This window comes from Bradyrhizobium sp. HKCCYLRH1034 (assembly GCF_051168375.1).
In the GTDB taxonomy this organism is placed as follows: domain Bacteria; phylum Pseudomonadota; class Alphaproteobacteria; order Rhizobiales; family Xanthobacteraceae; genus Bradyrhizobium.
Genome location: NZ_JBNPUW010000007.1, coordinates 79,990 through 103,325, shown reverse-complemented (window position 1 = coordinate 103,325; position 23,336 = coordinate 79,990). Strand labels below are relative to the sequence as shown.

Here is a 23,336-nt window from a genome sequence, read left to right as displayed (position 1 = left end):
CCAGCCCTCAGCTTCTGAGGGCGGCACGCGCAAGGGCAAGTTGCGCGCGCCGCGAAGAAGGCATCCGGCCTCAACTCCGGACAGCATCCAAATAGCCTTCATTCTCGGTACATGCAATTGCCCGATGCGCGGAAGACCAGCACCCGGTCTTCAATGCGTGTCGATAATTGCTGCTCGGTGGTCCCTGCAATTATCAGCTCATCAGAAGACCGGTCGCTGAAGTGGCGACAGGTCGAGTCCGGCCGTGTTCCTGTCGCCCGGCAGTCTGAAGTTAAGCCGTCGATGACGACCGCAGCGCGCCGAGCGCTCCATCTCGGAAACAAACAAATCCAGGCAACGCTGTGCCCTTGCGACCTGGTCCGTGGGAATGCTCGGCATACCCGAGGAGGTAAACAGGCGCGGAGCAATGACAAGCGCCGCGCTGGACGCAGCCGGAAAGTGCGTCGGAGACATGCACCGTGAGGTGTGTGCCGCCCCCTCACGGGGGCGGACACTGAGTATCCGGAGGCGCAAATGCCTCTGCTCCAGTCAGGGGCGTGGGTGTGTACGCGGCATTGGGCCTCCGGCTCCTGCGCACATCCCACGGAGAAAAGGGCGGACTCTGTCCAAAAACAACTAGCGCGGGGCTGTGACGACCAGCGCGTGACATGAGCCGCAGCCGACAGGCGAGCACATGTCACACGCGGATGAGGAGACGACGATGGTTACCCCGGCGAGTTCTACCAAGCATGAGCTGCTGATTTCGATGGCGATCAGGCGAGCGCAGACGCCGGGCCGCAAGGCGATGCTCGAAACGATCGGACGACAGCTTGAGACGTATGGTACGATGACGTCGGCCCAGCTCGGACTGGCCCATGCAACGCTGACGTCGACTCGCTGATGCCCGAACTACCCAACCGCAAACATGAAGCCTTCTGTCATACCCTGCTGGCCAACAACCTCAACGCTGGCCGCGCCTATCAGATCGTCTATGGACTCGAAGATCGTCCGGCCGCCGACGCCTGCGCGAGCCGGTTGTTAAGGAACGCAAAGGTGAATGAACGCATCACCGAGCTACAGCGGCCAGTGGCGCAGAAAAACAGGATCACGGTGCAGTCGCTGCTCGCCGAGCTGCAGGCGACGGTCGAGGCCGCGCGGGCCGCGAAGCAGTTCGGCGCGGTCAACGGCAGCCTCGCTCTGATCGGCAAGCTGACGGGCCTGCTGCGCGATCAGATCGAGATCGGCGGCCCGGGCGAGTGTGACGCCTGCCGGACGCCTGACGAGGTCCTGGACCGGCTTGAGGCCGACTTCGGCGGGCCTGCCGAGCTGGTCGAGGGCTTGGAGTTCATGGTCGACCTCGCGCGACGGCGAGCGGCCGACAAGGCCCGGTTGGTGGGATAGTTGGGGGCATCTGCCAAAATCTGGCAGAAAGCCAAACAATATCAATGGGACTTTGATCCTCACCCTGGAGCATGTTCTCTTTCCTTCAGAAAACGGAACAGGCCTCACCGCCTGTTCCAGACAGTGACGAGCGCACTTACGGCAACATCTCAACGAGATCGCCAGCCGCCGCGCCGCACCACGGCAGGCCGGGCGGCAGGGGCGGGCCGCCGGCCAGGGCGGGCGGGGGGACCCAACCGGGGGTAGGGGCCGCATTGAACGCACCGCCCCTGAGAAAATGGGACCCGATCCCCTGCCGCCACGTGCGCATCCTGGAGTCCTGTCTTTTCAGGAGGTGCGGTTTCCATGGGGACCGCTTTGGGGGAGGTCGGTCCATGGTCACCCGACGTGACCACGAGGATCGATACCTCGGCAAGGTGGTGCATATCTCAGTCTTCCCGTTTGAGGGACTCCTGAGCTGTCGGTAAGATCACTTACTACTTTAGGTAATCGGAGACGGTGCAATGAATTTAAAGTGCCCTTCTTGCGATAAGGCGATCTCGAATGTTGCACTCGAAGCTGGGCCGGTGGGTAACACCGTCACGGGTCCGCTTGTGGGTGGTTTCGTGGCCAAGTGTCCGACCTGTCGGGCTGTCCTTGGTGTTTTGCCTGACGTTGACGCCATCGCGAGCGCCGTGGCTCGCAAGCTCGGTACGAAGTAGTAGGCGCCGCCAGTGTGATCAACCGGCGGCTCCATTCCGTAGATGTGTCTCGTTCTTGCCGAGCCGCAGATGACGTAGGCGTCTTGAGACGATCCGATATATGCCGCCTCAACGTTGCGACGACGTCGAGCCGGGCTCGCCGTCATCATCGGGGTGGGGGTGTTTGGGATGAACAGAAAACTGGGTAGACGCAAAACACAGGCGTCACATGGCCAGACGCAAAAGGCCACGACGGCTGACGGGCAGCCCCTGGACCGGCCCCATAGCGAAATCCAACCTGCTTCTGCGGAGACAACAGGTTTGAGAGGGAGTAGCAAACACTGGATCGACTACGCGACAGCGCTCTTCGGGTTCATCGCAGCGATTGGTGGTTTTGCTGCGGCGATTTTCGCGGGTTGGCAAGCCTTGATCGCCCGCGAAGGCACGATTGTAGCGAACCGGGCTTTCGTGTTTTCGAACGCATTTCAGTATATCACGTATCAAGAGCCATCGGACCCTGGGCGTGTATGGCTGGCGTTTCCGCTGATCGAGAATGCCGGCAATACTCAGACCAGAAACATGACAACGTTTACACAGGGCACGGTTGGGCTCCCGACCGGTTTCCCTTGGGGCGATCCCTCAAAACAGCAGCCGCGCGCGCACAGAATGATTGCCCCAAAAGGAAGCTCTATAGCTCAGACGGTGGGAAACAATCCCGAAGGCTTCAAGCAGATGCAAAACGGCCCAAAATTCGGGGCTGCGGGTATAATTAGGTATCAGGACATCCTCGGCGGTTGGCATTTGACCGAGTATTGCTACATCGCGAGACCTCTGCCAACTTTCAACTTTGCTACCTATCCTGCAAACCAGCCCGTGCGGGCCGAGGGAGAGCTTTGCGATCGCCACAATTGCTCAGATGACGAATGCGGCCCAGATTGGAAGAAACGGGCCATGGAGTAGGTGGCTTGCTTGGAGGCCCAACCCGGCGCTGATCATCGACGTTGCCAATCCGGCCTGACATCACCTCCGCGCGGGCCTCCTCCTTCTCACCCCTGCGTCGCCGTGCCGCCTCTCCCAGCATTGCGCGTTGGCTGCTGCGGTTCATGGCGGGACGACGACTTCATCGCAGCGCGAAGGCGCCCAGCGGTGCTGCGCGGCCCAAGTTGCTTCGAGCGCAGCTCGCGCCTGCTGGCATTCGTCGAAACTTCGGAATGCGTGCTTGACGGTCTCGATGGTCGAGAGATCAACGGCAGGAGCGTTGCTCGTAAAGATCAGCAGAACCCAAACTTTGATCATGGTCGGAAACCTCGAAAAGCCCGCAATAGCCAAGCACGGGCCATGGACAGGGCGCCAGGGGCGATCAGCGCCAATGCGACGGCTTTTTGGATCGTGTCAGCTCGCCGGCCGCCCCTTGTTTCGCGGAGCGCGCCGCGCTTCTGACCATTGATCTGGCGAGAACCGGACCCATGCCCGCGTTTGTAATCTTGCAGACCCAAGACGCCGCGCAAGCCAGCGGCGCGCATCTCGGCGAAGGTGATCTTTTGCTGCGCATCTGGCATCGACTTTTTTGATCGTTCCGGATCAACGGGTTAGCCGGCGCGGTTTGTTGCGGCTCTGGATCGGGACTTAGCCACCGCCTGCCGCGCCGTTCGGTTACCGTTAGTTAATCGGTCCGGGTGCCACAATCGGCGTATGAGTACGACCACGATGCATATCAGCGCCGCTGATGTTCTTGTCGTCTCTATCAAGACTTGAATCTATGTTACGGCTTGCCCCGTAAACAATAGCCCCGGCTACACGGCAGGTGCGTGATTGCCGGCACGGGCGGCAGCCGGCCCCCGTCTGATCGGAAGCAGCTCGATGACATCTGCCTCGCTGCGGATGGCGGCCTGAAGAGCGAGACGAGCAAGAACAACGACGTCATTGCACCATCCGTCGCGCAAAGCGAGGGCCGCGCGCTGGATCATGTCGCCTGGAATGCCAATCGGGGCGGCTTTCGGCTTCCATACCTGGCGCGGTTTCTGGACGATGTTTCGCACCTTCGGCGACGGGCGTTGAAAGCTCCTCTGCCAGCCGTTGACGATGCCGTGCGGTGACGTGAAGCGGCGCCGCTTGGCTGCGGGCAGGGCGTCAAGCCACGTCGCGATCGCTTCCGCATTGTCGGCCATCTGCATCGACCAGAACTGATCCACGCGGCTGATGTCTCCGAGTCCTTGATCAGCTAGCCAGCCATTCATGCGGAGGCTGTACGCTGCCCCCTTCGGCGAGTTGACCTTGGCCAGGGCCATCGCCTCGCGGCGGCCGATGCGACAGGCGCGGCCGACAGCGCACCAGTCCTGAAATGACATCCGTTCGCCCTCTCGGATGCGAGCCATGGCCTCGCGCCCCTGCGTGATGATGTCGTTGTCGCCGACCATCATCCGAGTCCAACTTGGAGTGCCGTGACCGTTACAATGCCGCCCGTGCTGCTGTTGGTCAGACGCCATGCGGCGATGGGACATGTCGAAATGCTGGCGATCTGGTTTGCCGAGCTGGTCAACGGGCCGCCGATCGCGCTCGCCGAAAAGACAGTCGGGCCGGCTGACGACGGGAAGACGTTGGTCGGGTCGTCCATGGTGACGTCGATCTGATATTGCGACGACAACGACGCAACGCGGATTCCGAAGCCGAGCATCATAGGCGGCTTGCTGTGCCAGTTTGTCAACTGCCACGGGCTTGACCCCGAACTACTAACACTGACGTAGCGCGGCTGCACACTCGTCTCCTATGACACAAGACGGCGCGTTGCATGCCGCCAGCTCCGGGTATAAACTGCGCTTATGTGATGGCAAGTTCAAGAAAGAACAGGTTATGAGCGATCTGGAACGCTCTGCCGCTGCGATCGCCGCAGCAGAAGCAGACGTCCGCCGAGCAACCGAGGAATATCGGCGCGGCGGGTCACCCACGAAATTGAACAAGGCCAACGATCGGCTCGCGGACGCTTGGAGCGACTATCGCGATTGCTCCGGCGGGATTGTGCCCCGGCACTGACAGGGCAAAGGAACGTTGCAGTCGGCGCTGACGCCGATCGTGACATGTAGAGATCAGGTTGACGTCATGGCCAAGAAGCCGCGCTTTCCTATCAAGCTGGAATTCTGGACAACTCCGGAGCAATACGCCGCGCTCGAATTGCTCGCTGAGATGTCCCTGATTGATCGATCAGACCATCTTCGGCAGGCGGTCAACATCTACCTGATGCAGCAGGGCGCAATTGCTGCTGTTCGGCAGCAGCAATCAAATGGCGCCGAACCCGGCGCATCTTGCAAGGCAATCTGACAGGAGTGTTCCGATGTCATACAGCTATGAAGCAATCCTGACGGCGCAAGCGCAGCGCATCGAGGCCGAGCGGGCCGAGCATGTGGCCGAGCTGGAGGCGGGCCGCATGTCCGAGGACCCGGATCGGGTCAACTACGCGGCGAACCGCATTCTTGAGCTTGACGCGCAGCATGCCATGCTGGCTCAGCGCGCGAATGCGTATTTCGCTCAAGCCCCCGCGAAGCGCCAGAACCCGCATGGTCTGACCGACGAGGAGATGCAGGTCGCGTCGAACTTCAGTCAGAGCCCGAACCTATCACACGAGCAGAAACTTGAGATTTATTCACGCCAGAAGGCGCGATACGCGCAGATGCGGCGCGATGGGACCTACCGCGACGACCAGGGCACGGTCCGGAGGTGAGCCATGGTCTTGACGCTCAAGAGCAGCCGCGTTGCCGAGGTCTACATCGTTGAGCTTGAAGCCAATGGCGACAAGCGCATCGCCCGCGCGATGCAGATGAACAACAACCCGAAGCAATGGTCGGCACAGGTCGAGCATCCGGCAGGCATTCGGCCTTGCAGCAACATCTATGGCACGCATGGCGATGTCGCCGTGGCGCTCGCCGAGTACCTCAATCGCACCCGCACCTCATATCTGCAGGAGGCTGCGCGTGGTCACCGCCCCGAGCGTCAGACGCGCGATGCCAACGTGCCGATCAATGACATGGGGCAGCCGATGGAAGTTACGACTTTCCGGGAACGCGGCCAATAGGAGCCTGAAATGAGCAGCATCAAACGTCTACGAGAGTACAAGCGACAGGCTGGCCCGAGCGGTGCGAGCCGCAGTCCGGTGGACCTCGGCTATTGGGCCGAGCGCGCCAGCGAGAACTCGTATCATAGCGGCCAGAAAAAGCCGAAGGCGGGCGGACCGGGCCGGACCGACAAGAACCATGTCGGCGAGGACGATTACATGCCGAACGTCCGCCGCGTCAGCGCCTGACCTCAAGCCCTTTGGTGACCCGTTGGTGACCCGTCGGAAGTATCGGAAGCCGCTGGCGTTCAAGGATGGTGGCGTTGTGCCGGTCGTCGACCATATGCCGCCGCCAGGTGCACCGTCCGAACCATCGGCAGATGCTGCGACCCATGCCGGACCGGACGACCCAATCAAGCAAGCGCTAGAGGCGCAGCGCCGCGCCGAGGAGCTGGCGAAGCAGCCGCCGCCGCGCCCCCCAACGATCGAGGAACAGATTGACCGCATCCCCGGCATCTCCGAGTTCAAGCGCGAGACGTTGAAGCAATATCCGCGTCTCCTGGACCCCGGCATCGCGCCGCTGGCGTCGCGGCATTACGCGGCAGCCTTGGCGGACGGCGTCGAGGACGACACCGAGGCGATGAAGAGCCGTATCCTCGGAGGCGTCACAGCCGACCTTGAGCTGATCCAGCGGACCCGCACCGGGGCGCTGCGGACCGATCCGGCGTCCTCCGCGACACCCGCCGTCGTCTCGGTCCAACGACCTGGAGCGGAGCCAGCGCCGCAATCAGGGGCATCGCTGCCGCGACTTCTCTCTCAGGCACCGGCTCGACGTGTTCCGGTTTCGGCGCCGGTTTCGCGAGGCGTGCCGACGGCATCGGGCAGGCAGGACATCGGAACGATCACGTTGACCGCCGAGGAACGGGCCATTGCCCGCAACTCGTTTGGTGCGGTGAGCGGGCTGCACATGTCGGACCACGATAAAGAGCGGATGTATGCCGCCAATAAGCGGCGCTACTTGGCAATGCTGGCGTCCGGTCAATACGGAGGGCAGGGGTGACCTACAGCGACAATCCCCGCATCAACGAGGCCGTTGATCTCCTGATGCACGACCGGATGAGGCATCCTTGGTGTCCGGCCGGGGTGCCAAGCTGGCCACCCAAGACGCGCGCGGAGATCATCGGCGCCGTTCGAGATGAGTTCGGCGCGGCGGCAGCCGGCGCGGTCAAGATCACGGTTCACTGATGGCCATCCCGACCGCCAAGGATTACGAGTTGCGAGCCATCGACGAGATCATGGCGAACGTGGCGACACGGCTTGTCACGCTGCGTCACACGCCGGGACGTAAAGATGTCACCGGCCTGCGCAAGGTGTTGCAGGACCTCGTTGATAAGGTCATGGCCTATGCCCACGATTGCGAGTAGCCACATGAGGCATTTCCCCGGCAAGCAGTTCGAGCCGGCCAAGAGTGCCAACGAGCGGTTTGCGGCTCTCAATCGGTGGGTGACCGCGCGCGGCGGCTGGATTGTGTCGCTGCCGGGGGCCGATCCGGTTATCGTCGAGTGCGTGCCCGGATCGTCCCTGGTCAGCGAGCTGACGGAGGCGGGCTATGAGCTGAGGTCGGCGGGCGAAGGCGAGCGGATCATCCCTGGTAAGATCGTCCAGAGGTTCGCGACCACATCAAACGGCATGTTCGAGTCTGTCACGGCTGACTCGACCCGCCCGATCGCTCTGATGACGACGCACGCTGGCATCGCTCGGTCATTACGATACACGTTCTCATTCTAGCTGGGCGAACGCGCGCGCATCCGGCGGGACGGAGTGCCGACGGCGCGGACATTGCTTGGCGAATCGGTTTAGCGTTGCTTAACGAGCGCGTGTCAGGTCTTGTACCAGATGGAGGATCGTCATGGCCGAGACGAACATCGAATGGACGGACGCGACTTGGAACCCAGTAGCTGGCTGCACTGTGCTGTCGGCTGGCTGCACCAATTGTTATGCAATGCGGATGGCAGCTCGTCTCGAAGCTATGGGAGTTACGAAATATAGCCGGCTCACCAGGAAGAGCGGCGGGCGAGCGGTTTGGACCGGGAGAATTGCCGTTGACCGACAAGCGCTCGAGGTGCCGATCTCCTGGAAAAGGCCCCGGCACATCTTCGTCAACTCGATGTCCGATCTTTTCCATCCGGATGTACCCCAAGATTTTGTTGCAGACGTGTGGTCAACGATGAAGACCACGCCGCAGCACACGTATCAGGTCCTCACGAAACGACCTGATCGGATGGCAGCGATCACCTCATCATTGCCGGTGCTGTCGAACGTCTGGCTTGGCACAAGCGTTGAGAGCGCTGATCATCTTGATCGGGTCGAAGAACTTCGCCGAACGCGGTCTGTTGTTCGGTTCATTTCATTTGAGCCATTGCTGGGATCAGTCGCAGCGGCCGACCTCTCCGACATTCATTGGGCGATAGTCGGGGGCGAGAGTGGTCCGCGAGCACGGCCAATGGACCCGCGATGGGTCGACGAGGTCAAAGCCATGTGTCGCCGCGACGGAACCGCCTTCTTCTTCAAACAATGGGGCGGCAAGAACAAGAAAGCCGCCGGACGCCTATTGCGCGGACGAACGTATGATGAGATGCCGCTTCGGGTCTAGTAGGTGGTTCCCAATACGCTGTGCCAAGCCGATCGCACTGGGCGCCGGATTCGAGATGCAGAGAAATAGCGAGAACATCTGTGGCCCCCGATCAATTGGAAGGGCGAGAGGGGCCAGCACGGTGGAAAATATTTCGCCTAGCCGCTGCTGAACGTAACGCTCCAAGCCTCGCGGATCGAGTTCGCGCCTTCTTTCGGGTATGACGCCGAACATGTCGGGATCGCCATCAGGATAGAGCTCAGACTCCCACTTGTCAGACCCAAATATCCTAGTAAGCGCAGCTCGTTTGTGTTCGTCGATGTCGGTGAGCCGTCGCGTCGCCTGCCGATACAACCCAGCCAACGGGAAAAGAAACCAAACATCGATGGCCTCGGTCCTTGCGAGCACCTCCAACGTGTTCCATTCCACCTCCATCCCATAAGGGTCTAGGAAAACCACGGCGCGCTTGTCATTCCACGTGTTATTGGCGACCAACAGCCGCAGTGCTGTGTTTGCGTCACTCTCAACAACTTGGATGCGCCGCTGCAGGTGCTTTGCCGCGAGATCGTTGAGCGCGGCCACGTAGTTGCTGTTCTTTTCAATGAAGACGATAAAATCGAACGGGGGCGAGACATCGACTGCGATCTGCGCGGAGCCGCGCCTTTGGTCTAATACTTCGTCGACAGGCAATTCGACCAGAGTTGCGCCTCGGCGCTCTGTCCGTACCGTACGGCTGCCGGTGCCAGCAAATGCGTCGATATACCAAAGATGCTCGAAATGCCCGCGCAACGCACGGGTGTAAGCATTGAGATAACCTTCGACGATCGACAATTTCAGGTCAGTATGTTGCCCGCCAAATTCATGCTCGACTGACATCACCGCCCCCATCCGTCATTTCAGCTGCATATATTTCCCAAACGGCTCGGAAAACCACTGAATATCAAACTTCATCTTGCCATTCATTGACTGTAAATGCTTGACGATATCCGGCCCGAACAGGAAGCCGGCTTCGACGTAGAGGGTCTTCCAATCGTAGGCAGAGCTTGTGCCAGCTCTATCGGACCAGAAGTCCTCGTAGTACGAAACGGCCTTCATGTAGAAGGCGAAACGCCTATCAAACAGGTCTTGCTTGCGTTTACGCTCGTTAGTTCTCCATTGGAGCCCGGCGATGACAGCCCCAAAGATTGCGAGCGAGGGAACCAGCAGAGCACTCAGGTACTGAACCCAATCCATCGCCAGAATCTCTGTCACCTTAGAGGACCGACATTCGCCGGTTTCCGCCTCGCGCGACGGACGACGCATCCGCCGATCGATTTTATGTTGGCGCCATATCTTCCTTCTCAGTGCCCCGCATCACGATATGCAACACGTGATCCGGCAACGGCCGCTGCAGCGCCTTGGCTTCATCCCACGGCGCACGCAGCCAGACCTCGCGCTCCTCGGCCGTGGTTAGGATAACCGGCATGGCCTTGGGATGGATCGGCGCGACCACGGCGTTGGGCTCTGTGGTCAGGAACCCATAGACCAGATGCGGGCCCGGCACAGGCTTCGACTTGGTGCCACGGTCACCCTTGAACTCGGTCCAGATGCCGGCAAAGCAGGTCAGCGGCCGATCATCCGATAGCGCGAACCAAACGACGTCCTTTTTCTTCGTCTCCGGGTTCGGCTCCGGTGCGTATTCGGCGAAGCTGTTGAACGGGACCAGACAGCGGTTCTCCGGCTTTAGCCAGCCGCGCCAGTGGGGTGAGGACGTGTTGCGGATGTTCGTGACCGGCGGCCCGCCCGTGCGCGGAGGAGGCGGCATACCCCAGCGCATCAGCACCAGCCCGCGATCGTCGTCGTTGCCGCGAATGACCGGCGCCGGATAGTCCGGGAACACGCCGGGCATCGGCGGCAGGTTGCCTTCGTAACGCCGGACGATCCGGAACAGCTCGGCGATCGCGGCTTGGTTCGTAGTGATGGAGTACAGATTGCACATGCGCTTCGTTGATTAGTGCCGCTCTAACTGTCAAACAAAGCCGATTTTGCGAGGACGATCGAAGTCCGTCACCACCATTGGGCTCTTGTTCAAATCTGCCTTGAGTCGTTCGAAAAGATTCTCGGCGAGTGGGTCGAGGATCAGTGGATCGAACCCTACGTCAAACTCTTGCCTAGAACTCTGCTCTGTTACGAAGAATCGCGAACCGTCGAACCGACTTCGATATAGCAACCAGAATGCCTCCTTTGGGTAGGTCCTGGGAGCATGTTCCAGGAACACGCGAAGGCCAAAATAGAAATGCCCGTCCTCGTGAAACTCGACATCCGCATACATGTCATCATGAGCTTGCAGATTGAAAAAGCCGTTCTCGTTGTCCCATATCGCATGGGTCGGTGACACGTACCTGTGTCGTTGATCTCCCGAAGTTGGATTGGGATCGCCAAAGTATTCAGGACAGCCGAGAAAGTTCTGAATGTGCCTTGCTATACGATACGGGAGGGTTTGATGTGCACGGTATTGTTCAACCCAATTTCTGCGCCATGGGTTGAACAGTTTGGTGAGTTCTTCAAAACGGCTCATGTCGAGTTACCTCATCGGTGTGTTGGAATACGTTTGCTGCCTTAACTGATCAGCGCTCTCCCGGCCACCAGACCGAAGCCGGGTGCGCAGCTGAAATCTTGGTCTCACGCAACGCGACCAGCACGCTCCGCTTGTACGAATAGGCCCGCAGCGCCGAGCAGTCCTTGCAGCGCATGTAGCGCTCCAGCTCATGAATGGGCGTTGTCTTCGGTCGCCGCACGATGTCGAGCGCCACGGTCTGGTTGGTGTCGCAGCCGAGGCATCGAACCTCAAGATAACCGAAACCCGCGTTCAAGGCGTCGCCGAGCGTCGGCGACGGCTGCGCCGGTCCGCCGGCTTCAAGCATGAGCTTGTTCCAGGCGATGCAGGCAAGGCGATCTGCCTCCTTGCGTGCGCGAGCGGCCTGCTCCGCTGCAATGCGAATGGCGGACCCGTAAAGGCGTTCGCGCGACTTGGTGCTCATGCTCCATGATCTCGCCAATTGCCGCTTCAGGAAAGCCGCTAGGTCTTGGGGCTGTGCATACGCTCGGCGCAAGCTGCGGGACCGGGTGACCTTTAGCCGGCGGCGCGTTGCCCAATCCCAGAGATAATTCGGGAAAAAGATTCACGGCGCTACCTGGGGTGTTGCCAGACCCGAACGATTGCGGTTCATTGGTATTAGAGGGGGAGCCGATGCGATTGGTTGGGGTGACGGCCATCTGTGCCGTATTGGGCGCTTGTGCAGCATCTGCGCCGGAGGTCCGGGCGCGCCTCGGTCAGGAATATGTCGGCAAGAATGTCGATACCCTCGTGATGAAGTGGGGGCCGCCGACCAGCAGTTTCCGGATGAACAGCGGTCAATCGTCGTATGTCTGGCAGCTTGCGACCGAGACCACGTTAACGAGTGACAGAAGCGCAAAGACCTACGCATGTAAGGTCAACGTCGTCGTATCGCCGACCGGAATCATAGAACAGCTCAACACGGAGGACCCGAACGCGGGTGACGGCCTCCTCGGCGTGGTGGGGGCTTACGGCAGCATGTGCGGCGAGCGCCTTGGCATGAAGCCGCAGGGGTAACACCGGCGGCGCGAGCGACGCGCCATCCGTGCCGCCGATGGCGTGGACCCGTTCCTATCGACTCGCCTGTGTCGCTTGACGCCGATAGGTGTCAATCATTTCGGCTGTCACATCGCTCGGATAGCACAGGGGCGATGCCCCTCCTGGCTTTGAGTGTGCGCTGCGCGCTCCGCAGGCTCTGCCGTTCCGCATCAGATCGTCCGGACAGGCGCAGGGGTGGCCCGTGCGGTAGTACTGGTCTCGGCTGGCCTTGATCAGGATCGCCACGATTGCTGCTGCCGTGAGCGCGGTCTCAACCTTGCGCTTTGTATCGGGTGCGGCCGGCTTCTCCGGCGGCGCGAGCTTGGCCTGCGTTGGAGCGGGCTGGCGATTGCTTTCTGGCTTCGCTGACGGGGCGAGATTGGTCGGCGCCGCAATGACCCGACGTTCGGTCTCCGGTCTTGTGGCAGGCGGGCTCGCCGTTTCGGCCGGGACGGCCGTAAACGCCACCGGCTTGGTCAGGGTGACTTGCGCGGCAGGGACCGGGGTAGGTGCAGGCGTGGCCGTGCCGTTGCCGGGCGCGCCTTGCTGCCCGACCGAATACGACACCAGGGCAGTGAGCCCCAGCAGAATGATCACGCTCCCCGATCTCATCGGGCTATTCAACCGGAAGCGGTGGAGAAGCGCAATCTCACCGGAAACAGTCGGTCACGCGGCCAGCGATCCCATCAAGCTGGGGCGCTGGACTTGCGTGTTACCCAAACGATGCCGGCCCGCTTGCGGCAGACGAATGCGAGGATGTTCGCAGCCACCGGCGCGTGCGCGAGCCGTGACAGCCCTTCAAGTCCGTTGGACTGGAGGCGGAACCGCATAAAGTCAGCCTCGGCCGCGACCGGAGCAGAACCGAAAGCCGATCGCCACCAGGTTCGCAGGTCCTTGGGCGAGTAGTAGAAGACGTCAGTCTTGAGCTGGTTCAGCATGAAATCGGCCCAGTCCTTCGGGCTCTTGCCCTCTCGGTAGTAGCCGAAGCCGAGGCGATGGGCGGCGCGCATGTAGCGATGCGCCATGGCATCGGGCAGGTGCTGCACGAAGTAAAGCCCGACGTGGCCCTCGAACCATGACGTCCGGTCAGGAAACAAAGCCAGGAACGTCCCTCCAGGCTTCAGCACGCGGGCGATCTCGGACACCGCAAGCTCTGGGTCTCTGACGTGTTCGAATACTTGGTTCGAGATGACGACGTCGAAGAACCCGTCATCGAAGTCGAGTCGGCCATCCCGGAGCGCTCGGAAGTGCTCGGGACGTTCCGACGCCGGGGCGTCCAAATCTGCTCCAAAAAACTCGTAGCCAGCCTGACGCCCGTGAGTGACTACCTCGCCGCGCCCGCAGCCGTAATCCAGGACGCGGGGCCGCTCAACTCCCGATAGCGAAAGCGCTCGTTGAAATACAAACTCGTAATTCGGGCTCATGGGCTTACGCTTGGCAGAAGCGATGCAGATTGGCAACGCGGGTTAGGGTGTATGTACCTGATGATCAGGTGACAATGGCGGCTCTATGGACGTTGGTCTGGATCGTCGGAGCAGGCGGCGGGACGTCCGCCGGCACGGATGCACTCCCGATAACGCCACGGCTCAACGAAGCTGCCCGACCATATGCCACGGCCAGCTTTCTCCGCTCCGCGTTGCTTGTCCTCGTATCGACCCTGCGAGTACTTCGGCCAGTCGAGAGCATGGCCGTTGGCGACCAGCCATTGGCCAAGGTCCGGACCGGGGATTCCGAGCACGCAGACCGCAACTGTGCGGCCATATTGGTCTTGGCCTCGTGGAGAGCAGGTGACCGGGCGGGGGATCGCGTAGAACAGCGCGGCGAGCGACGCCGCTGCCTGTCGGCCGCATGGGTAAAGGTCGCTCTCGTCGTTGCGGCAGAGTTGGTCGCTCTCCGGCGCGTCGATGCCCCATAGCCTAATGCGTTGGCCGTGGATTTCGATGGTGTCGCCGTCGACAACGGTGGCGTGGCCCACGAGATCATCAGCGAACGCCGACGCAGTCGAGGGTAAGGATGCAAGGCATGCCACTGCCAACAATGCGAAGATTGATGGGGGCGGACACTGCATCAGGGGCTCTCGCTTATGCGGCCACGGCTCGCAAATCGGGTTTCGGAGGGGTCCGCAGCTCGTCGATCTTGTCGGCCCAAAACTGCATCATCTCGGTCCGCTCGCGCCAAGCGCCATCGGCCGAGCGCTTGTAAAGCGAGCGGGTCGAATCATCGTTGTGGTCGAGCTGCATCTCAACGAGGGTGCCTTGCTCCGGCCAAAGCCAATCCGGACGGCCGTTCCGCTCAATGCGGGCCTCATTGATGAGGGTCGAGGCGCTGGAGCGGAAGCCGTGGGCAACGTGCCGGTTGGTGTAGCCCATGGCCTTGAGCGCGACGTTGAGCGTGTTCTCGCTCATGGTCCGGGCCGACTGGCGGCCAGGGAACAGGTACGGCGTGTCCCCGGTCAAATCATGCAGCTCCTGCAGCAGGCCAATGGTCTGCCTCGCGAGCGGGACTTCGTGCGGCTTGCCCGCGCGGGGATCGTCCGACTCGGCCCTCTGCGTTCGTTGCTTCAGGATATTGAATGGCACCGACCATTTCCGGGCCTCGAAATCGATTTGGTCCCATCGGGCGCCGATCAATTCGCCCGGCCGGACGAAGGTCAGGGCGAGCAGCTTCAATGCAATGCCCGTGAGATTGCCTTCGCGGCCCTCGTATTGGTCGATCGCCCGGAGCAATTGGCCAAACTCGACCTCGGTCACCAGAGCAGGGCGCTTCTTCCGGCTCCGCTTGGTGCCTCGGAAGGCCTTGCCGTCATTGTTGATGCCAGCGAACGGGTTGGCCGGGATGTAATGGTGGCTCTGCGCATAAGCCATGATGTTCTTGGCGACGCCCTGGAGCCGGACGCGAGTCTCGTATTTACCCTCGTCCTGGACCTTGCGCAGCAGTTCGACCAGATCGGCCCCTTTGACCTCGGCGATCTGCTTCTTGCCAAAGGCCTTGTCGAGATAGCGGACCATGCGCTCGGCGCGGTCGGCCGTCTTGCTGGCGACGCCATCGCCCAAGGCCTGCTCTTTCAGCCAGAGCGCGGAGACCTCGCGAAAGGGCACCGCCTGCTTCTGCTCCTCTTTGCGATTGCGCTTTTCGGCGTTCGGATCGCCGCCGCGCTGGACGAGCGAGGCCGCTTTGCGGTGTTCTTCGCGGGCCTCCGCAAGGGTGACGGTGGGATAGGTTCCGATCGCGAACGTCTGTTCCTTGCCGCCGATTCGGAACTTGTAACGCCAATAGCGGGCTCCGGTCGGCATGATCTGCAGGTAAAGCCCGCCGCCGTCCGACACCTTGTACGGCGCGGCCTTGGGCTTGAACGACCTGATCTTGGCGTCGGTAAGCTTATGGATCGCCTTCATTTGGGAGTATCTCCGGGCTCCGTTTGGGGAACGAATGGATGATACCCCCAACTTTGCACCCCCAAAAGGCCGGTACCCCCAACCGATACCCCCATGTCCGGGCGATGTTTGGGAAGTCTCAGGACGGGGGCGGAAGGGATTTATGCCAAGAACAATAGCAAAAGCAGGATGTTGGGCCTGCGTTTTGGATCGATCTGGAATGTTTGGGAAGTGGCGGTAAGAGCCAAATGGCTCCCCGGGCTGGATTCGAACCAGCGACCATTCGATTAACAGTCGAATGCTCTACCGCTGAGCTACCGAGGAACAGGCGAAGCAATGTTCGCGAATGCGGCTGCGTATAACAAAGCCGTTTCGCCTTGCATAGAACGAAATCGCATCTTTGCGACGATTGCGGGCTCAGGAATAAAATACCGAAATTTCAGATGGTTAGATTGATTTTGAACACTTGCTGGGCAGCGGTCGCCCACAGTTCGATGACAGGAAATTCACTTGGAGGGGAGCAAACCGGCCCCGATAGTTTGCTGGAACCGGCCAGTGCCCGCGGTCATGGAGTGTCGTAGATGCCAAACACCGTCGTCCCATTCGCTGAAGCAGTCTCCGCGCCTTCGTTGATTCCCGACCAGGTCGAGCGTCTCAGCGATGACGAATGTCTCACGCGGTTGGCCGACATGATGACGCGCGGTGATTCCGAACATATTGACGAGATCGTGCAGTTGCTCGGGCGACTGGCCGTGGTGATCGAGTAGCCGGCGGTCGGCGCACTCACAGGCGGCGTCCCAGCGGCTCCGTTGAAACCCGCATGTTGCCTTTTCCAGGGCCTTGTACCAAAAGATTGCGCAGATCGTCCGCGGTCCATCCGCTTTGCTTGCAGGTCTGCTCATGTCTTCATTCGCGACGGCGCGCCAGAAAATGGTCGATGGTCAGGTCCGGACCAACGACGTCACCGATCACCGCGTGCTGGATGCGTTGTTGACCGTGCCGCGGGAAGCCTACGTTCCCACAGATCGGCAGGCGCTGGCCTATCTCGACTTGGATCTCGACGTCTCCGAATCCGCCTCGGCCAAGCGGTATCTGATCAAGCCGATGCTGACGGGAAAACTGCTGCAGGCTGCCGAGATCAAGCCGACCGACAGCGTGCTGGTGGTTGGATGTGCAACGGGCTATCTCGCCGCGCTGGCCGCCCGACTGGCGGGCAGCGTGACGGCGACGGAGGTCGATTCTGCCATCGAAGGGCGCGCCAAGCAGCTGCTTGCCGCCGTCGATGGCTGCCCGGTTACGATTCGGGTCGCGCCGGCCGCGGAGGGTGATCCGGCGGACGGCCGCTTCGACGTGATTCTCCTCAATGGAGCGACCGAGGTCGCCGTGGACGGTCTGTGCCGTCAATTGAAGGAGGGCGGCCGCCTGGTCGGCGTCTTCGCCACCGCGCGTCCCGCCCGCGCCATGATCTTTACGCGATCGCATGGTGATATCGGCAGCAGGGTTCTGTTCGATGCTGCGGCGCCGGTCATTTCCGGTCTCGAACGGGTCCCCGAGTTCGTTTTTTAAGTCGTCCGACGAGGTCCTTAGCGACTCTCCTGAACTGCCGGGCCGCCCGTCGCGCAGCACGGTTTGGTGCGTCGTCTTCGCGGCCGCGGGCGGGCAAAATTCTGTTTTAAATCAGAAGTGTGGCCTGGATGCTGCACGTTGACAGTTTTCGATACGGGTTCCAGGCTTGGGTGGTTCCGTTGCGCTTGCATGGGGAATAAGGTGCGAGGTGCGCGGGAGTCTCTTCAACAGGTTACGGCCCGGCTCTGGCGTTCGAGCCGGTAACAAATGAATGGAACAGGGATGTTTGGGGTGAAGCTCGTCACCGCAGCGGCGGCTGCGGTCCTCGTGATGGCTTGTGCAGGCCCGACGCCTGCGCTGGCCGACACGATCGAGGCTGCGCTGGTGCGTGCCTATCAGAACAACCCGCAACTGAACGCGTCGCGGGCCCAGGCTCGTGCGGTCGACGAAGGCGTTCCGCAGGCACTCTCGGGGTATCGGCCGAAGGTCAGTCTGAATGCGACGGCGGGCATTCAGTATACGGATTTGCAAGCGGCACCCGCGACGCCGGCCGTGAACGGCGTGCAGAGGCCGCGAAGCGTCGGCCTGACGGTCAACCAGAATCTGTATAACGGTCAGCAGACGGCAAACGGCGTGCGCAAGGCCGAGGCGAACGTCTCGGCGCAACGCGAGGCTCTCCGCATTCTTGAGCAGCAGGTGCTGCTAGCGGCGGCCACGATCTATATGGACTATCTGCGCGATGCGGCGATCGTCGAGGTCCAGCGCAGCAACACGCGGGTGCTGGAGCAGACGCTCAAGCAGACCCGCGATCGGTTCAACGTCGGCGAGGTCACCCGCACCGACGTCGCGCAATCCGAGGCTCAGCTCGCCGCCGGCCGCACGCAGCAGCTCACAGCAGAGGCCCAACTAACGGCGACCCGCTCGAACTTCCGCCGAATCATCGGCAACGATCCCCAGAACTTGGCGCCGGGCTCTCCTGTCGACCGTTATTTGCCGGCGACCCTCCAGCAGTCGGTCGAAACGGCTCTGACGGAAAACCCGAACGTAACCTCGGCGATGTACGGCATCGACGTCCAGTATCTGCAGGTCAGGATCAACGAGGGTGCTCTGCTGCCGACCGTAAACGTCCAGGCTCAGGCGCAGCAGGGCTATGAGTCGAGCCTGCAATCCTATCGTGGGTTCAGCGCGTCGGCTGTCGCCTCGGTGAACGTCCCGATCTACAATGGAGGGGCGGAATACGCGCTGATCCGGCAGTCCAAGGAGTCGCTGGCGCAGCAGCGTCTGGTCCTGGAGCAGACCCGCGATCAGGCTCGCTCCGACGTGGTATCTGCCTGGGGCAAGCTGCTCGCGGGCAAGGCACAGGTGCAGTCGGCACAGGCCCAGGTGGCGGCCTCCGAGATCGCCTTGAACGGCGTGCGCGAGGAAGCCAAGGCGGGCCAGCGGACCACGCTGGATGTCCTCAACGCTCAGCAGGCGCTGGTCAACGCGCGGAATTCGCTGGTGAACGCCCAGCATGACCGCGTGGTGGCATCCTATACGGTGCTTCAGACCGTGGGGCGGCTGTCACCGCAGGTGCTGAACCTGCCGACGACCACCTACGATCCCAGCGTGCACTACCAGCAGGTCCGGGATAACTGGGCGGGTGTACGGACGCCGGATGGTCATTAGTACATTCTTAATACCGACCCTGATCCCTCGGTCCTTGGCCGGGGGATTTTTTTGTGGCACATGCTGTGGTTGTGACGAATGGGCGACGCTTGACAGGCGACCTCCGTGCTCCACCGGGTTCGCGGCGGGCGTTGCTTGCATTCATTTGTTGCCATGACATAGCCTCAAAATGGCCGCCGAACGATTCGGACTGCGTCGGAAGTTCTTCCAAGAATAGACTCCGACATGGGCAGTATCGTTCTGTTGTTTTGCATCGATCAGGCCTTGTCCGGAGACAAGTTGGCATGCCCGTTGAGAACTCCAAGCCACTTGGATCCGGCGCCCGGGACTTTTGCGCTGAGCCGGTTCGTGCGGCAGCGTTGCTGATTTGGAGTCGGAAATGACGCAGCCTGCGAAGGTCCAAGAACCCTCCATGGAGGAGATTCTGGCGTCGATCCGGCGTATCATTGCCGACGACGAGGGTAAGCCGCCGGCGGCAGACAAGGCCGCCGCGCCGGAGCCGGTCAAGGCCGAGAAGCCGGCGGCCCCGGCTGCGAAGCCGGTAATGAACGACATCCCACCTTCGAAGATCGCTGCTGCGGCTCCCGCCAAGCCCGCACCTCCGCCTCCCGCGCCGCCGGCGGCGTCCGCAAGCAACAACCAGGATGACATTGACGCATTGCTGGCGGGTTTGGATGAAACGACTCCGGTTGCAGAGGTCCGGCCGGCAGAACCCGAGCCCGAACCTGAAGTACTCGAGTTGACGGACGACATGGCAGTGGCCCCACCGACTCCCGCTCCAGCGCCAACCCCCGCGGCGGCATCCTTCCGAAAGGTGGATCCGCGGGACGATATCGAGTTCATCGAGGCCGGGCGGCTCAATCAGAAGGCTGCCAGCTTCGAGTCCGCGTTCGAGCAAGTCACGCCGAAGCAGCCGATCCTGGCCCCATCGACGGTGAACGCCGTCGAATCGGCGTTCAACGCGCTGGCCAATACGGTGCTGAGCAACAACGCCCGGACGCTCGAGGACCTCGTCAAGGAGATGCTGCGTCCGATGCTGAAATCGTGGCTGGATGACAATCTTCCGGCCCTGGTGGAGCGCATCGTCAAGGCCGAGATCGAGCGCGTCTCGCGCGGCCGCTGACGCCAGGACGGCACGATCTCGTGTTCCGTTCTGGAGTGAGCCGCGGCGGGCGGTAGACGCTATCCGTCAATGTTCGCCGCTGCTGTTGACTTGGCGCGCCGCGGCGGCTTTCTAGCCCTGTCAAGCTGATCCCTGCCGGACGGATCGAGAGGGCTCTTCCAGGAGCGCGGTCCGCGGTCGGACATCAGTCCGAAAACAGCCCAAGCACCAACAGCTTGCGCGAGCTTTTTCAGGTCATGTCACAAAAGGCCCGGACGAGTTCCGCGACATCCCGAATTGGACAGCCGGCCCCGCGCCGCTGGAAATGCCATGATCGATAAGAATTATCAGCCCACCGATCTCGAAGGTCGCATGTCCCTGGTCTGGGAGGATGCCCGCGCGTTCTCCGCCGGTCGCCCCGATCGGCGCAATGCGGATCCCTTCACCATCGTGATCCCGCCGCCGAACGTGACCGGCTCGCTGCACATGGGGCACGCGCTCAACAACACGCTGCAGGACATCCTGTGCCGGTTCGAGCGCATGCGGGGCCGCGACGTGCTGTGGCAGCCGGGCACCGACCATGCCGGCATCGCCACCCAGATGGTGGTCGAGCGTCAGCTGATGGAGCGCCAGCAGCCCGGCCGCCGCGAGATGGGCCGCGAAAAGTTCCTCGCGCGCGTCTGGCAGTGGAAGGACGAGAGCGGCGGCACCATCATCAACCAGCTCAAGCGGCTCGGCGCCTCCTGCGACTGGGGTCGCGAGCGCTTCACCATGGACGAGGGTCTGTCCAAGGCCGTCGTGAAGGTGTTCGTCGAGTTGCACCGTGCGGGCCTGATCTACAAGGACAAGCGGCTGGTCAACTGGGACCCGAAGCTGCTGACCGCGATCTCCGATCTCGAAGTCCAGCAGATCGAGGTCAAGGGCAACCTCTGGTACCTGCGCTATCCGATCGAGGGGACGACGTTCAGCCCCGAGGATCCCACGAGTTTCATCGTTGTCGCGACCACGCGTCCCGAGACCATGCTTGGCGACAGCGCGGTCGCGGTGCATCCGGACGACGAGCGCTATCAGCATCTCGTCGGCAAGCGCGTGATCCTGCCGCTGGTCGGGCGTGAGATCCCGATCGTTGCCGACACCTATTCCGATCCGGAGAAGGGCACCGGAGCCGTCAAGATCACGCCGGCGCACGACTTCAACGACTTCGAGGTCGGCCGCCGCCATGGCCTGCCGCAGATCAGCATTCTCGACCGCGAGGGCTGCATCGCGCTGGTCGACAACGAGGACTATCTGCGCGGCCTGCCTGAGGGCTCCGAGGAGTTTGCCAGGGAGTTCCACGGCATCGAGCGCTTTGCTGCGCGCAAGAAGATCCTGGAGCGGCTGGAGTCCTTCGGCTTCCTCGAGCGCGTCGAGCCGAACACGCACATGGTGCCGCATGGCGACCGCTCCGGTGTCGTCATCGAGCCGTATCTCACGGACCAGTGGTACGTCGACGCCAAGACCCTGGCGCAGCCGGCGATCGCGGCCGTCAGGTCGGGCGCGACGACGTTCGTGCCACGCAATTGGGAGAAGACCTATTTCGACTGGATGGAGAACATCCAGCCCTGGTGCATCTCCCGCCAGCTGTGGTGGGGTCACCAGATTCCCGCGTGGTACGGCCCTGACGGCAAGGTGTTCGTCGCCGAGACCGAGGAGGAGGCCGTCGGCCACGCGATCGGCTACTACGTCGAGCAGGAGGTCATCACGGCGGAGCAGGGCCGCGAGATGGCGCTCGACCGCAACAAGCGCGAAGGCTTCATCACGCGTGACGAGGACGTGCTCGACACCTGGTTCTCCTCGGCGCTGTGGCCGTTCTCGACGCTCGGCTGGCCGGACGCCACGCCCGAGGTGAAGCGCTACTATCCGACCAACGTGCTGGTCACCGGCTTCGACATCATCTTCTTCTGGGTCGCCCGCATGATGATGATGGGCCTGCACTTCATGAAGGAAGTGCCGTTCTCGACGGTCTACATCCATGCGCTCGTCCGCGACGAGAAGGGCGCCAAGATGTCGAAGTCGAAAGGCAACGTCATCGATCCCCTGGCGCTGATCGACGAGCACGGCGCCGATGCGCTGCGCTTCACCTTGGCCGCGATGGCGGCGCAGGGCCGCGACATCAAGCTGTCGACCCAGCGCGTCGACGGCTACCGCAAGTTCGCCAACAAGCTTTGGAACGCCAGCCGCTTCGCCGAGATGAACGGTTGCACCGTGCCGGACGGCTTCGATCCGGGCTCCGCCAAGGAGACGCTGAACCGCTGGATCGCCCATGAGGCGGCCGCTGCCACGCGCGAGGTCACCGAGGCGCTGGAGGCGTATCGCTTCAACGACGCGGCCAATGCGATCTACCGCTTCGTCTGGGACGTCTATTGCGACTGGTATGTCGAGCTCTCCAAGCCGACCCTGCTCGGCGAGGACGGCCCCGCCAAGGCCGAGACCCGCGCGATGGTGGCCTGGGCGCGCGACGAGATCCTCAAGCTCCTGCATCCCTTCATGCCTTTCATCACCGAGGCGCTGTGGGAGTCGACCGCCAAGCGCGACGGTCTGCTGACCCTGTCACCCTGGCCGCACCGCACCGACAGGCCGACGGTCGCCGAGATCGCCGCGCTGTCGGCCGCCAGCTTCGGCGACCCCCTGGTGCCGCCGCTGCTGGTCTCGTTCGACGCCGCCAGCTTCAAGGACGAGGCGGCCGAGGCCGAGATCGGCTGGGTGGTCGATCTCGTCACGTCCATCCGCTCGGTCCGCGCCGAGATGAACATCCCGCCGGCGACTCTGATGCCGCTCGCGCTCGTCGGTGCCTCCGCCGAGACGAGGGAGCGCGCACCGCGCTGGAGCGAGGTCATCAAGCGCCTTGCGCGTCTCTCCGACATCTCCTTCGCCGATACGGCGCCCGAAGGCTCCGCCCAGCTCGTCGTGCGCGGCGAGGTCGCCGCGCTGCCGCTCAAGGGCGTCGTCGATCTCGCCGCCGAGCGCACCCGCCTTGGAAAGGAAATCGCCAAGGCCGAGGCCGATATCGAGCGCGTCGACAAGAAGCTCGGCAACGAGAAGTTCGTCGCCAACGCGCCCGAGGAACTGGTCGAGGAGGAGAAGGAAAAGCGCGAGGCGGCATTGGCGCGCAAGGCCAAGTTCCAGGAGGCGTTGTCGCGGCTTCAGGGCGCGTGACGTAGTCCTCTCTCCTTCGTCATTCCGGGGCGATGCGAAGCATCGAACCTGGAATCTCGA

Annotated in this window: 32 protein-coding genes and 1 tRNA gene; 20 read left to right on the top strand and 13 right to left on the bottom strand. The window is 62.1% G+C overall.

The features are described 5' to 3' along the window. Positions 1-673: 673 nt before the first annotated feature. From ACQR0W_RS18260 to ACQR0W_RS18250, 3 genes are all read left to right on the top strand, one after another. Positions 674-880, top strand: coding sequence for a hypothetical protein (locus tag ACQR0W_RS18260; RefSeq protein ID WP_434840727.1), 207 nt, complete (start codon positions 674-676; stop codon positions 878-880). Beyond that, positions 880-1,380, top strand: coding sequence for a terminase small subunit (locus ACQR0W_RS18255; protein ID WP_434840728.1), 501 nt, complete (start codon positions 880-882; stop codon positions 1,378-1,380). The genes ACQR0W_RS18260 and ACQR0W_RS18255 overlap by 1 nt, the downstream gene beginning before the upstream one ends. An 869-nt stretch (positions 1,381-2,249) precedes the next feature. Then, positions 2,250-3,020: a hypothetical protein gene (locus tag ACQR0W_RS18250; protein ID WP_434840729.1), complete on the top strand. Its 771-nt coding sequence runs from the start codon at positions 2,250-2,252 to the stop codon at positions 3,018-3,020. Positions 3,021-3,161: 141 nt separating this feature from the next. Here the strand turns inward: ACQR0W_RS18250 and ACQR0W_RS18245 are convergent, their stop codons facing one another. The 3 genes from ACQR0W_RS18245 to ACQR0W_RS18235 all read right to left on the bottom strand — a co-directional run bounded on the left by ACQR0W_RS18245 (position 3,162) and on the right by ACQR0W_RS18235 (position 4,477). Beyond that, positions 3,162-3,356: a hypothetical protein gene (locus tag ACQR0W_RS18245; RefSeq protein WP_434840730.1), complete on the bottom strand. Its 195-nt coding sequence runs from the start codon at positions 3,354-3,356 to the stop codon at positions 3,162-3,164. After that, positions 3,353-3,619 (bottom strand): hypothetical protein, encoded by a 267-nt coding sequence (locus ACQR0W_RS18240; RefSeq protein ID WP_434888672.1) that lies wholly within the window; start codon positions 3,617-3,619, stop codon positions 3,353-3,355. The genes ACQR0W_RS18245 and ACQR0W_RS18240 overlap by 4 nt, the downstream gene beginning before the upstream one ends. 234 nt (positions 3,620-3,853) lie before the next feature. Then, a complete protein-coding gene (locus ACQR0W_RS18235) occupies positions 3,854-4,477 on the bottom strand; it encodes a hypothetical protein (RefSeq protein ID WP_434840731.1) in 624 nt (207 codons plus the stop codon). Positions 4,478-4,513: 36 nt separating this feature from the next. Between ACQR0W_RS18235 and ACQR0W_RS18230 the strand changes: the two genes are divergently transcribed. The 11 genes from ACQR0W_RS18230 to ACQR0W_RS18180 all read left to right on the top strand — a co-directional run bounded on the left by ACQR0W_RS18230 (position 4,514) and on the right by ACQR0W_RS18180 (position 8,758). Next, positions 4,514-4,690, top strand: a complete 177-nt coding sequence (locus ACQR0W_RS18230; RefSeq protein WP_434840732.1) for a hypothetical protein — start codon at positions 4,514-4,516, stop codon at positions 4,688-4,690. A gap of 220 nt (positions 4,691-4,910) precedes the next feature. Further along, on the top strand, positions 4,911-5,090 hold the full coding sequence (locus ACQR0W_RS18225; RefSeq protein ID WP_434888671.1) for a hypothetical protein: 180 nt from the start codon (positions 4,911-4,913) through the stop codon (positions 5,088-5,090). A gap of 66 nt (positions 5,091-5,156) precedes the next feature. Beyond that, positions 5,157-5,375, top strand: coding sequence for a hypothetical protein (locus ACQR0W_RS18220; RefSeq protein WP_434840733.1), 219 nt, complete (start codon positions 5,157-5,159; stop codon positions 5,373-5,375). Positions 5,376-5,388: 13 nt separating this feature from the next. Then, entirely contained in the window at positions 5,389-5,775 is a 387-nt protein-coding gene (locus ACQR0W_RS18215) for a hypothetical protein (protein WP_434840734.1), read from the top strand. A gap of 3 nt (positions 5,776-5,778) precedes the next feature. Then, complete coding sequence (locus tag ACQR0W_RS18210) at positions 5,779-6,126, top strand: hypothetical protein (protein ID WP_434840735.1); 348 nt, start codon at positions 5,779-5,781, stop codon at positions 6,124-6,126. Positions 6,127-6,135: 9 nt separating this feature from the next. Beyond that, positions 6,136-6,354, top strand: coding sequence for a hypothetical protein (locus ACQR0W_RS18205; protein WP_434840736.1), 219 nt, complete (start codon positions 6,136-6,138; stop codon positions 6,352-6,354). 25 nt (positions 6,355-6,379) lie between these two features. Then, a complete protein-coding gene (locus ACQR0W_RS18200; protein WP_434840737.1) occupies positions 6,380-7,165 on the top strand; it encodes a hypothetical protein in 786 nt (261 codons plus the stop codon). After that, positions 7,162-7,350 carry a hypothetical protein gene (locus ACQR0W_RS18195; protein WP_434840738.1) on the top strand — a complete coding sequence of 63 codons (189 nt, stop codon included), beginning with the start codon at positions 7,162-7,164 and terminating at the stop codon, positions 7,348-7,350. Before ACQR0W_RS18200 ends, ACQR0W_RS18195 begins: the two co-directional genes overlap by 4 nt. Continuing rightward, positions 7,350-7,529, top strand: coding sequence for a hypothetical protein (locus tag ACQR0W_RS18190; protein ID WP_434840739.1), 180 nt, complete (start codon positions 7,350-7,352; stop codon positions 7,527-7,529). Before ACQR0W_RS18195 ends, ACQR0W_RS18190 begins: the two co-directional genes overlap by 1 nt. A gap of 4 nt (positions 7,530-7,533) precedes the next feature. Further along, positions 7,534-7,893, top strand: coding sequence for a hypothetical protein (locus ACQR0W_RS18185; protein ID WP_434840740.1), 360 nt, complete (start codon positions 7,534-7,536; stop codon positions 7,891-7,893). Positions 7,894-8,014: 121 nt separating this feature from the next. Beyond that, positions 8,015-8,758 (top strand): DUF5131 family protein, encoded by a 744-nt coding sequence (locus ACQR0W_RS18180; protein ID WP_434840741.1) that lies wholly within the window; start codon positions 8,015-8,017, stop codon positions 8,756-8,758. Here ACQR0W_RS18180 and tcmP read toward each other — a convergent pair. The 5 genes from tcmP to ACQR0W_RS18155 are packed head-to-tail and all read right to left on the bottom strand — an operon-like array spanning position 8,714 to position 11,757. Then, positions 8,714-9,613 carry a three-Cys-motif partner protein TcmP gene (gene tcmP, locus ACQR0W_RS18175; RefSeq protein ID WP_434840742.1) on the bottom strand — a complete coding sequence of 300 codons (900 nt, stop codon included), beginning with the start codon at positions 9,611-9,613 and terminating at the stop codon, positions 8,714-8,716. The genes ACQR0W_RS18180 and tcmP overlap by 45 nt on opposite strands. 15 nt (positions 9,614-9,628) lie before the next feature. Next, positions 9,629-10,039 (bottom strand): hypothetical protein, encoded by a 411-nt coding sequence (locus ACQR0W_RS18170; RefSeq protein WP_434840743.1) that lies wholly within the window; start codon positions 10,037-10,039, stop codon positions 9,629-9,631. A gap of 13 nt (positions 10,040-10,052) precedes the next feature. Next, positions 10,053-10,715, bottom strand: a complete 663-nt coding sequence (locus ACQR0W_RS18165) for an SOS response-associated peptidase (RefSeq protein ID WP_434840744.1) — start codon at positions 10,713-10,715, stop codon at positions 10,053-10,055. 30 nt (positions 10,716-10,745) lie between these two features. Continuing rightward, the gene (locus ACQR0W_RS18160; protein ID WP_434840745.1) at positions 10,746-11,294 is read right to left on the bottom strand and encodes a hypothetical protein; all 549 of its coding nucleotides are present in this window, start codon (positions 11,292-11,294) and stop codon (positions 10,746-10,748) included. A gap of 49 nt (positions 11,295-11,343) precedes the next feature. Continuing rightward, positions 11,344-11,757, bottom strand: coding sequence for a hypothetical protein (locus ACQR0W_RS18155; RefSeq protein ID WP_434840746.1), 414 nt, complete (start codon positions 11,755-11,757; stop codon positions 11,344-11,346). Positions 11,758-11,966: 209 nt separating this feature from the next. On the opposite strand from ACQR0W_RS18155, the gene ACQR0W_RS18150 reads away from it, so the two are divergent. Beyond that, on the top strand, positions 11,967-12,350 hold the full coding sequence (locus ACQR0W_RS18150) for a hypothetical protein (RefSeq protein ID WP_434840747.1): 384 nt from the start codon (positions 11,967-11,969) through the stop codon (positions 12,348-12,350). Positions 12,351-12,404: 54 nt separating this feature from the next. On the opposite strand, the gene ACQR0W_RS18145 is transcribed toward ACQR0W_RS18150, so the two are convergent. The 5 genes from ACQR0W_RS18145 to ACQR0W_RS18125 form a co-directional block, all read right to left on the bottom strand. Beyond that, complete coding sequence (locus tag ACQR0W_RS18145) at positions 12,405-12,968, bottom strand: hypothetical protein (RefSeq protein ID WP_434840748.1); 564 nt, start codon at positions 12,966-12,968, stop codon at positions 12,405-12,407. An 89-nt stretch (positions 12,969-13,057) separates the two neighbouring features. Next, positions 13,058-13,795 (bottom strand): class I SAM-dependent methyltransferase, encoded by a 738-nt coding sequence (locus ACQR0W_RS18140; protein ID WP_434840749.1) that lies wholly within the window; start codon positions 13,793-13,795, stop codon positions 13,058-13,060. Positions 13,796-13,878: 83 nt separating this feature from the next. Beyond that, a complete protein-coding gene (locus tag ACQR0W_RS18135) occupies positions 13,879-14,346 on the bottom strand; it encodes a thermonuclease family protein (protein ID WP_434840750.1) in 468 nt (155 codons plus the stop codon). Between the two features lie 106 nt (positions 14,347-14,452). Then, complete coding sequence (locus ACQR0W_RS18130) at positions 14,453-15,766, bottom strand: tyrosine-type recombinase/integrase (protein ID WP_434840751.1); 1,314 nt, start codon at positions 15,764-15,766, stop codon at positions 14,453-14,455. Positions 15,767-15,994: 228 nt separating this feature from the next. After that, a tRNA-Asn gene (locus ACQR0W_RS18125) sits at positions 15,995-16,069 on the bottom strand. A gap of 257 nt (positions 16,070-16,326) precedes the next feature. On the opposite strand from ACQR0W_RS18125, the gene ACQR0W_RS18120 reads away from it, so the two are divergent. From ACQR0W_RS18120 to ACQR0W_RS18100, 5 genes are all read left to right on the top strand, one after another. Next, the gene (locus tag ACQR0W_RS18120) at positions 16,327-16,512 is read left to right on the top strand and encodes a hypothetical protein (RefSeq protein ID WP_316168012.1); all 186 of its coding nucleotides are present in this window, start codon (positions 16,327-16,329) and stop codon (positions 16,510-16,512) included. 133 nt (positions 16,513-16,645) lie between these two features. After that, positions 16,646-17,311 (top strand): protein-L-isoaspartate O-methyltransferase family protein, encoded by a 666-nt coding sequence (locus tag ACQR0W_RS18115; RefSeq protein ID WP_316170217.1) that lies wholly within the window; start codon positions 16,646-16,648, stop codon positions 17,309-17,311. 282 nt (positions 17,312-17,593) lie between these two features. Continuing rightward, the gene (locus tag ACQR0W_RS18110) at positions 17,594-18,979 is read left to right on the top strand and encodes a TolC family outer membrane protein (protein ID WP_316168010.1); all 1,386 of its coding nucleotides are present in this window, start codon (positions 17,594-17,596) and stop codon (positions 18,977-18,979) included. Positions 18,980-19,358: 379 nt separating this feature from the next. Beyond that, positions 19,359-20,102: a PopZ family protein gene (locus ACQR0W_RS18105; protein WP_316170218.1), complete on the top strand. Its 744-nt coding sequence runs from the start codon at positions 19,359-19,361 to the stop codon at positions 20,100-20,102. 309 nt (positions 20,103-20,411) lie between these two features. Next, the gene (locus ACQR0W_RS18100; protein ID WP_315751111.1) at positions 20,412-23,276 is read left to right on the top strand and encodes a valine--tRNA ligase; all 2,865 of its coding nucleotides are present in this window, start codon (positions 20,412-20,414) and stop codon (positions 23,274-23,276) included. The last annotated feature ends 60 nt before the right edge of the window (positions 23,277-23,336 follow it).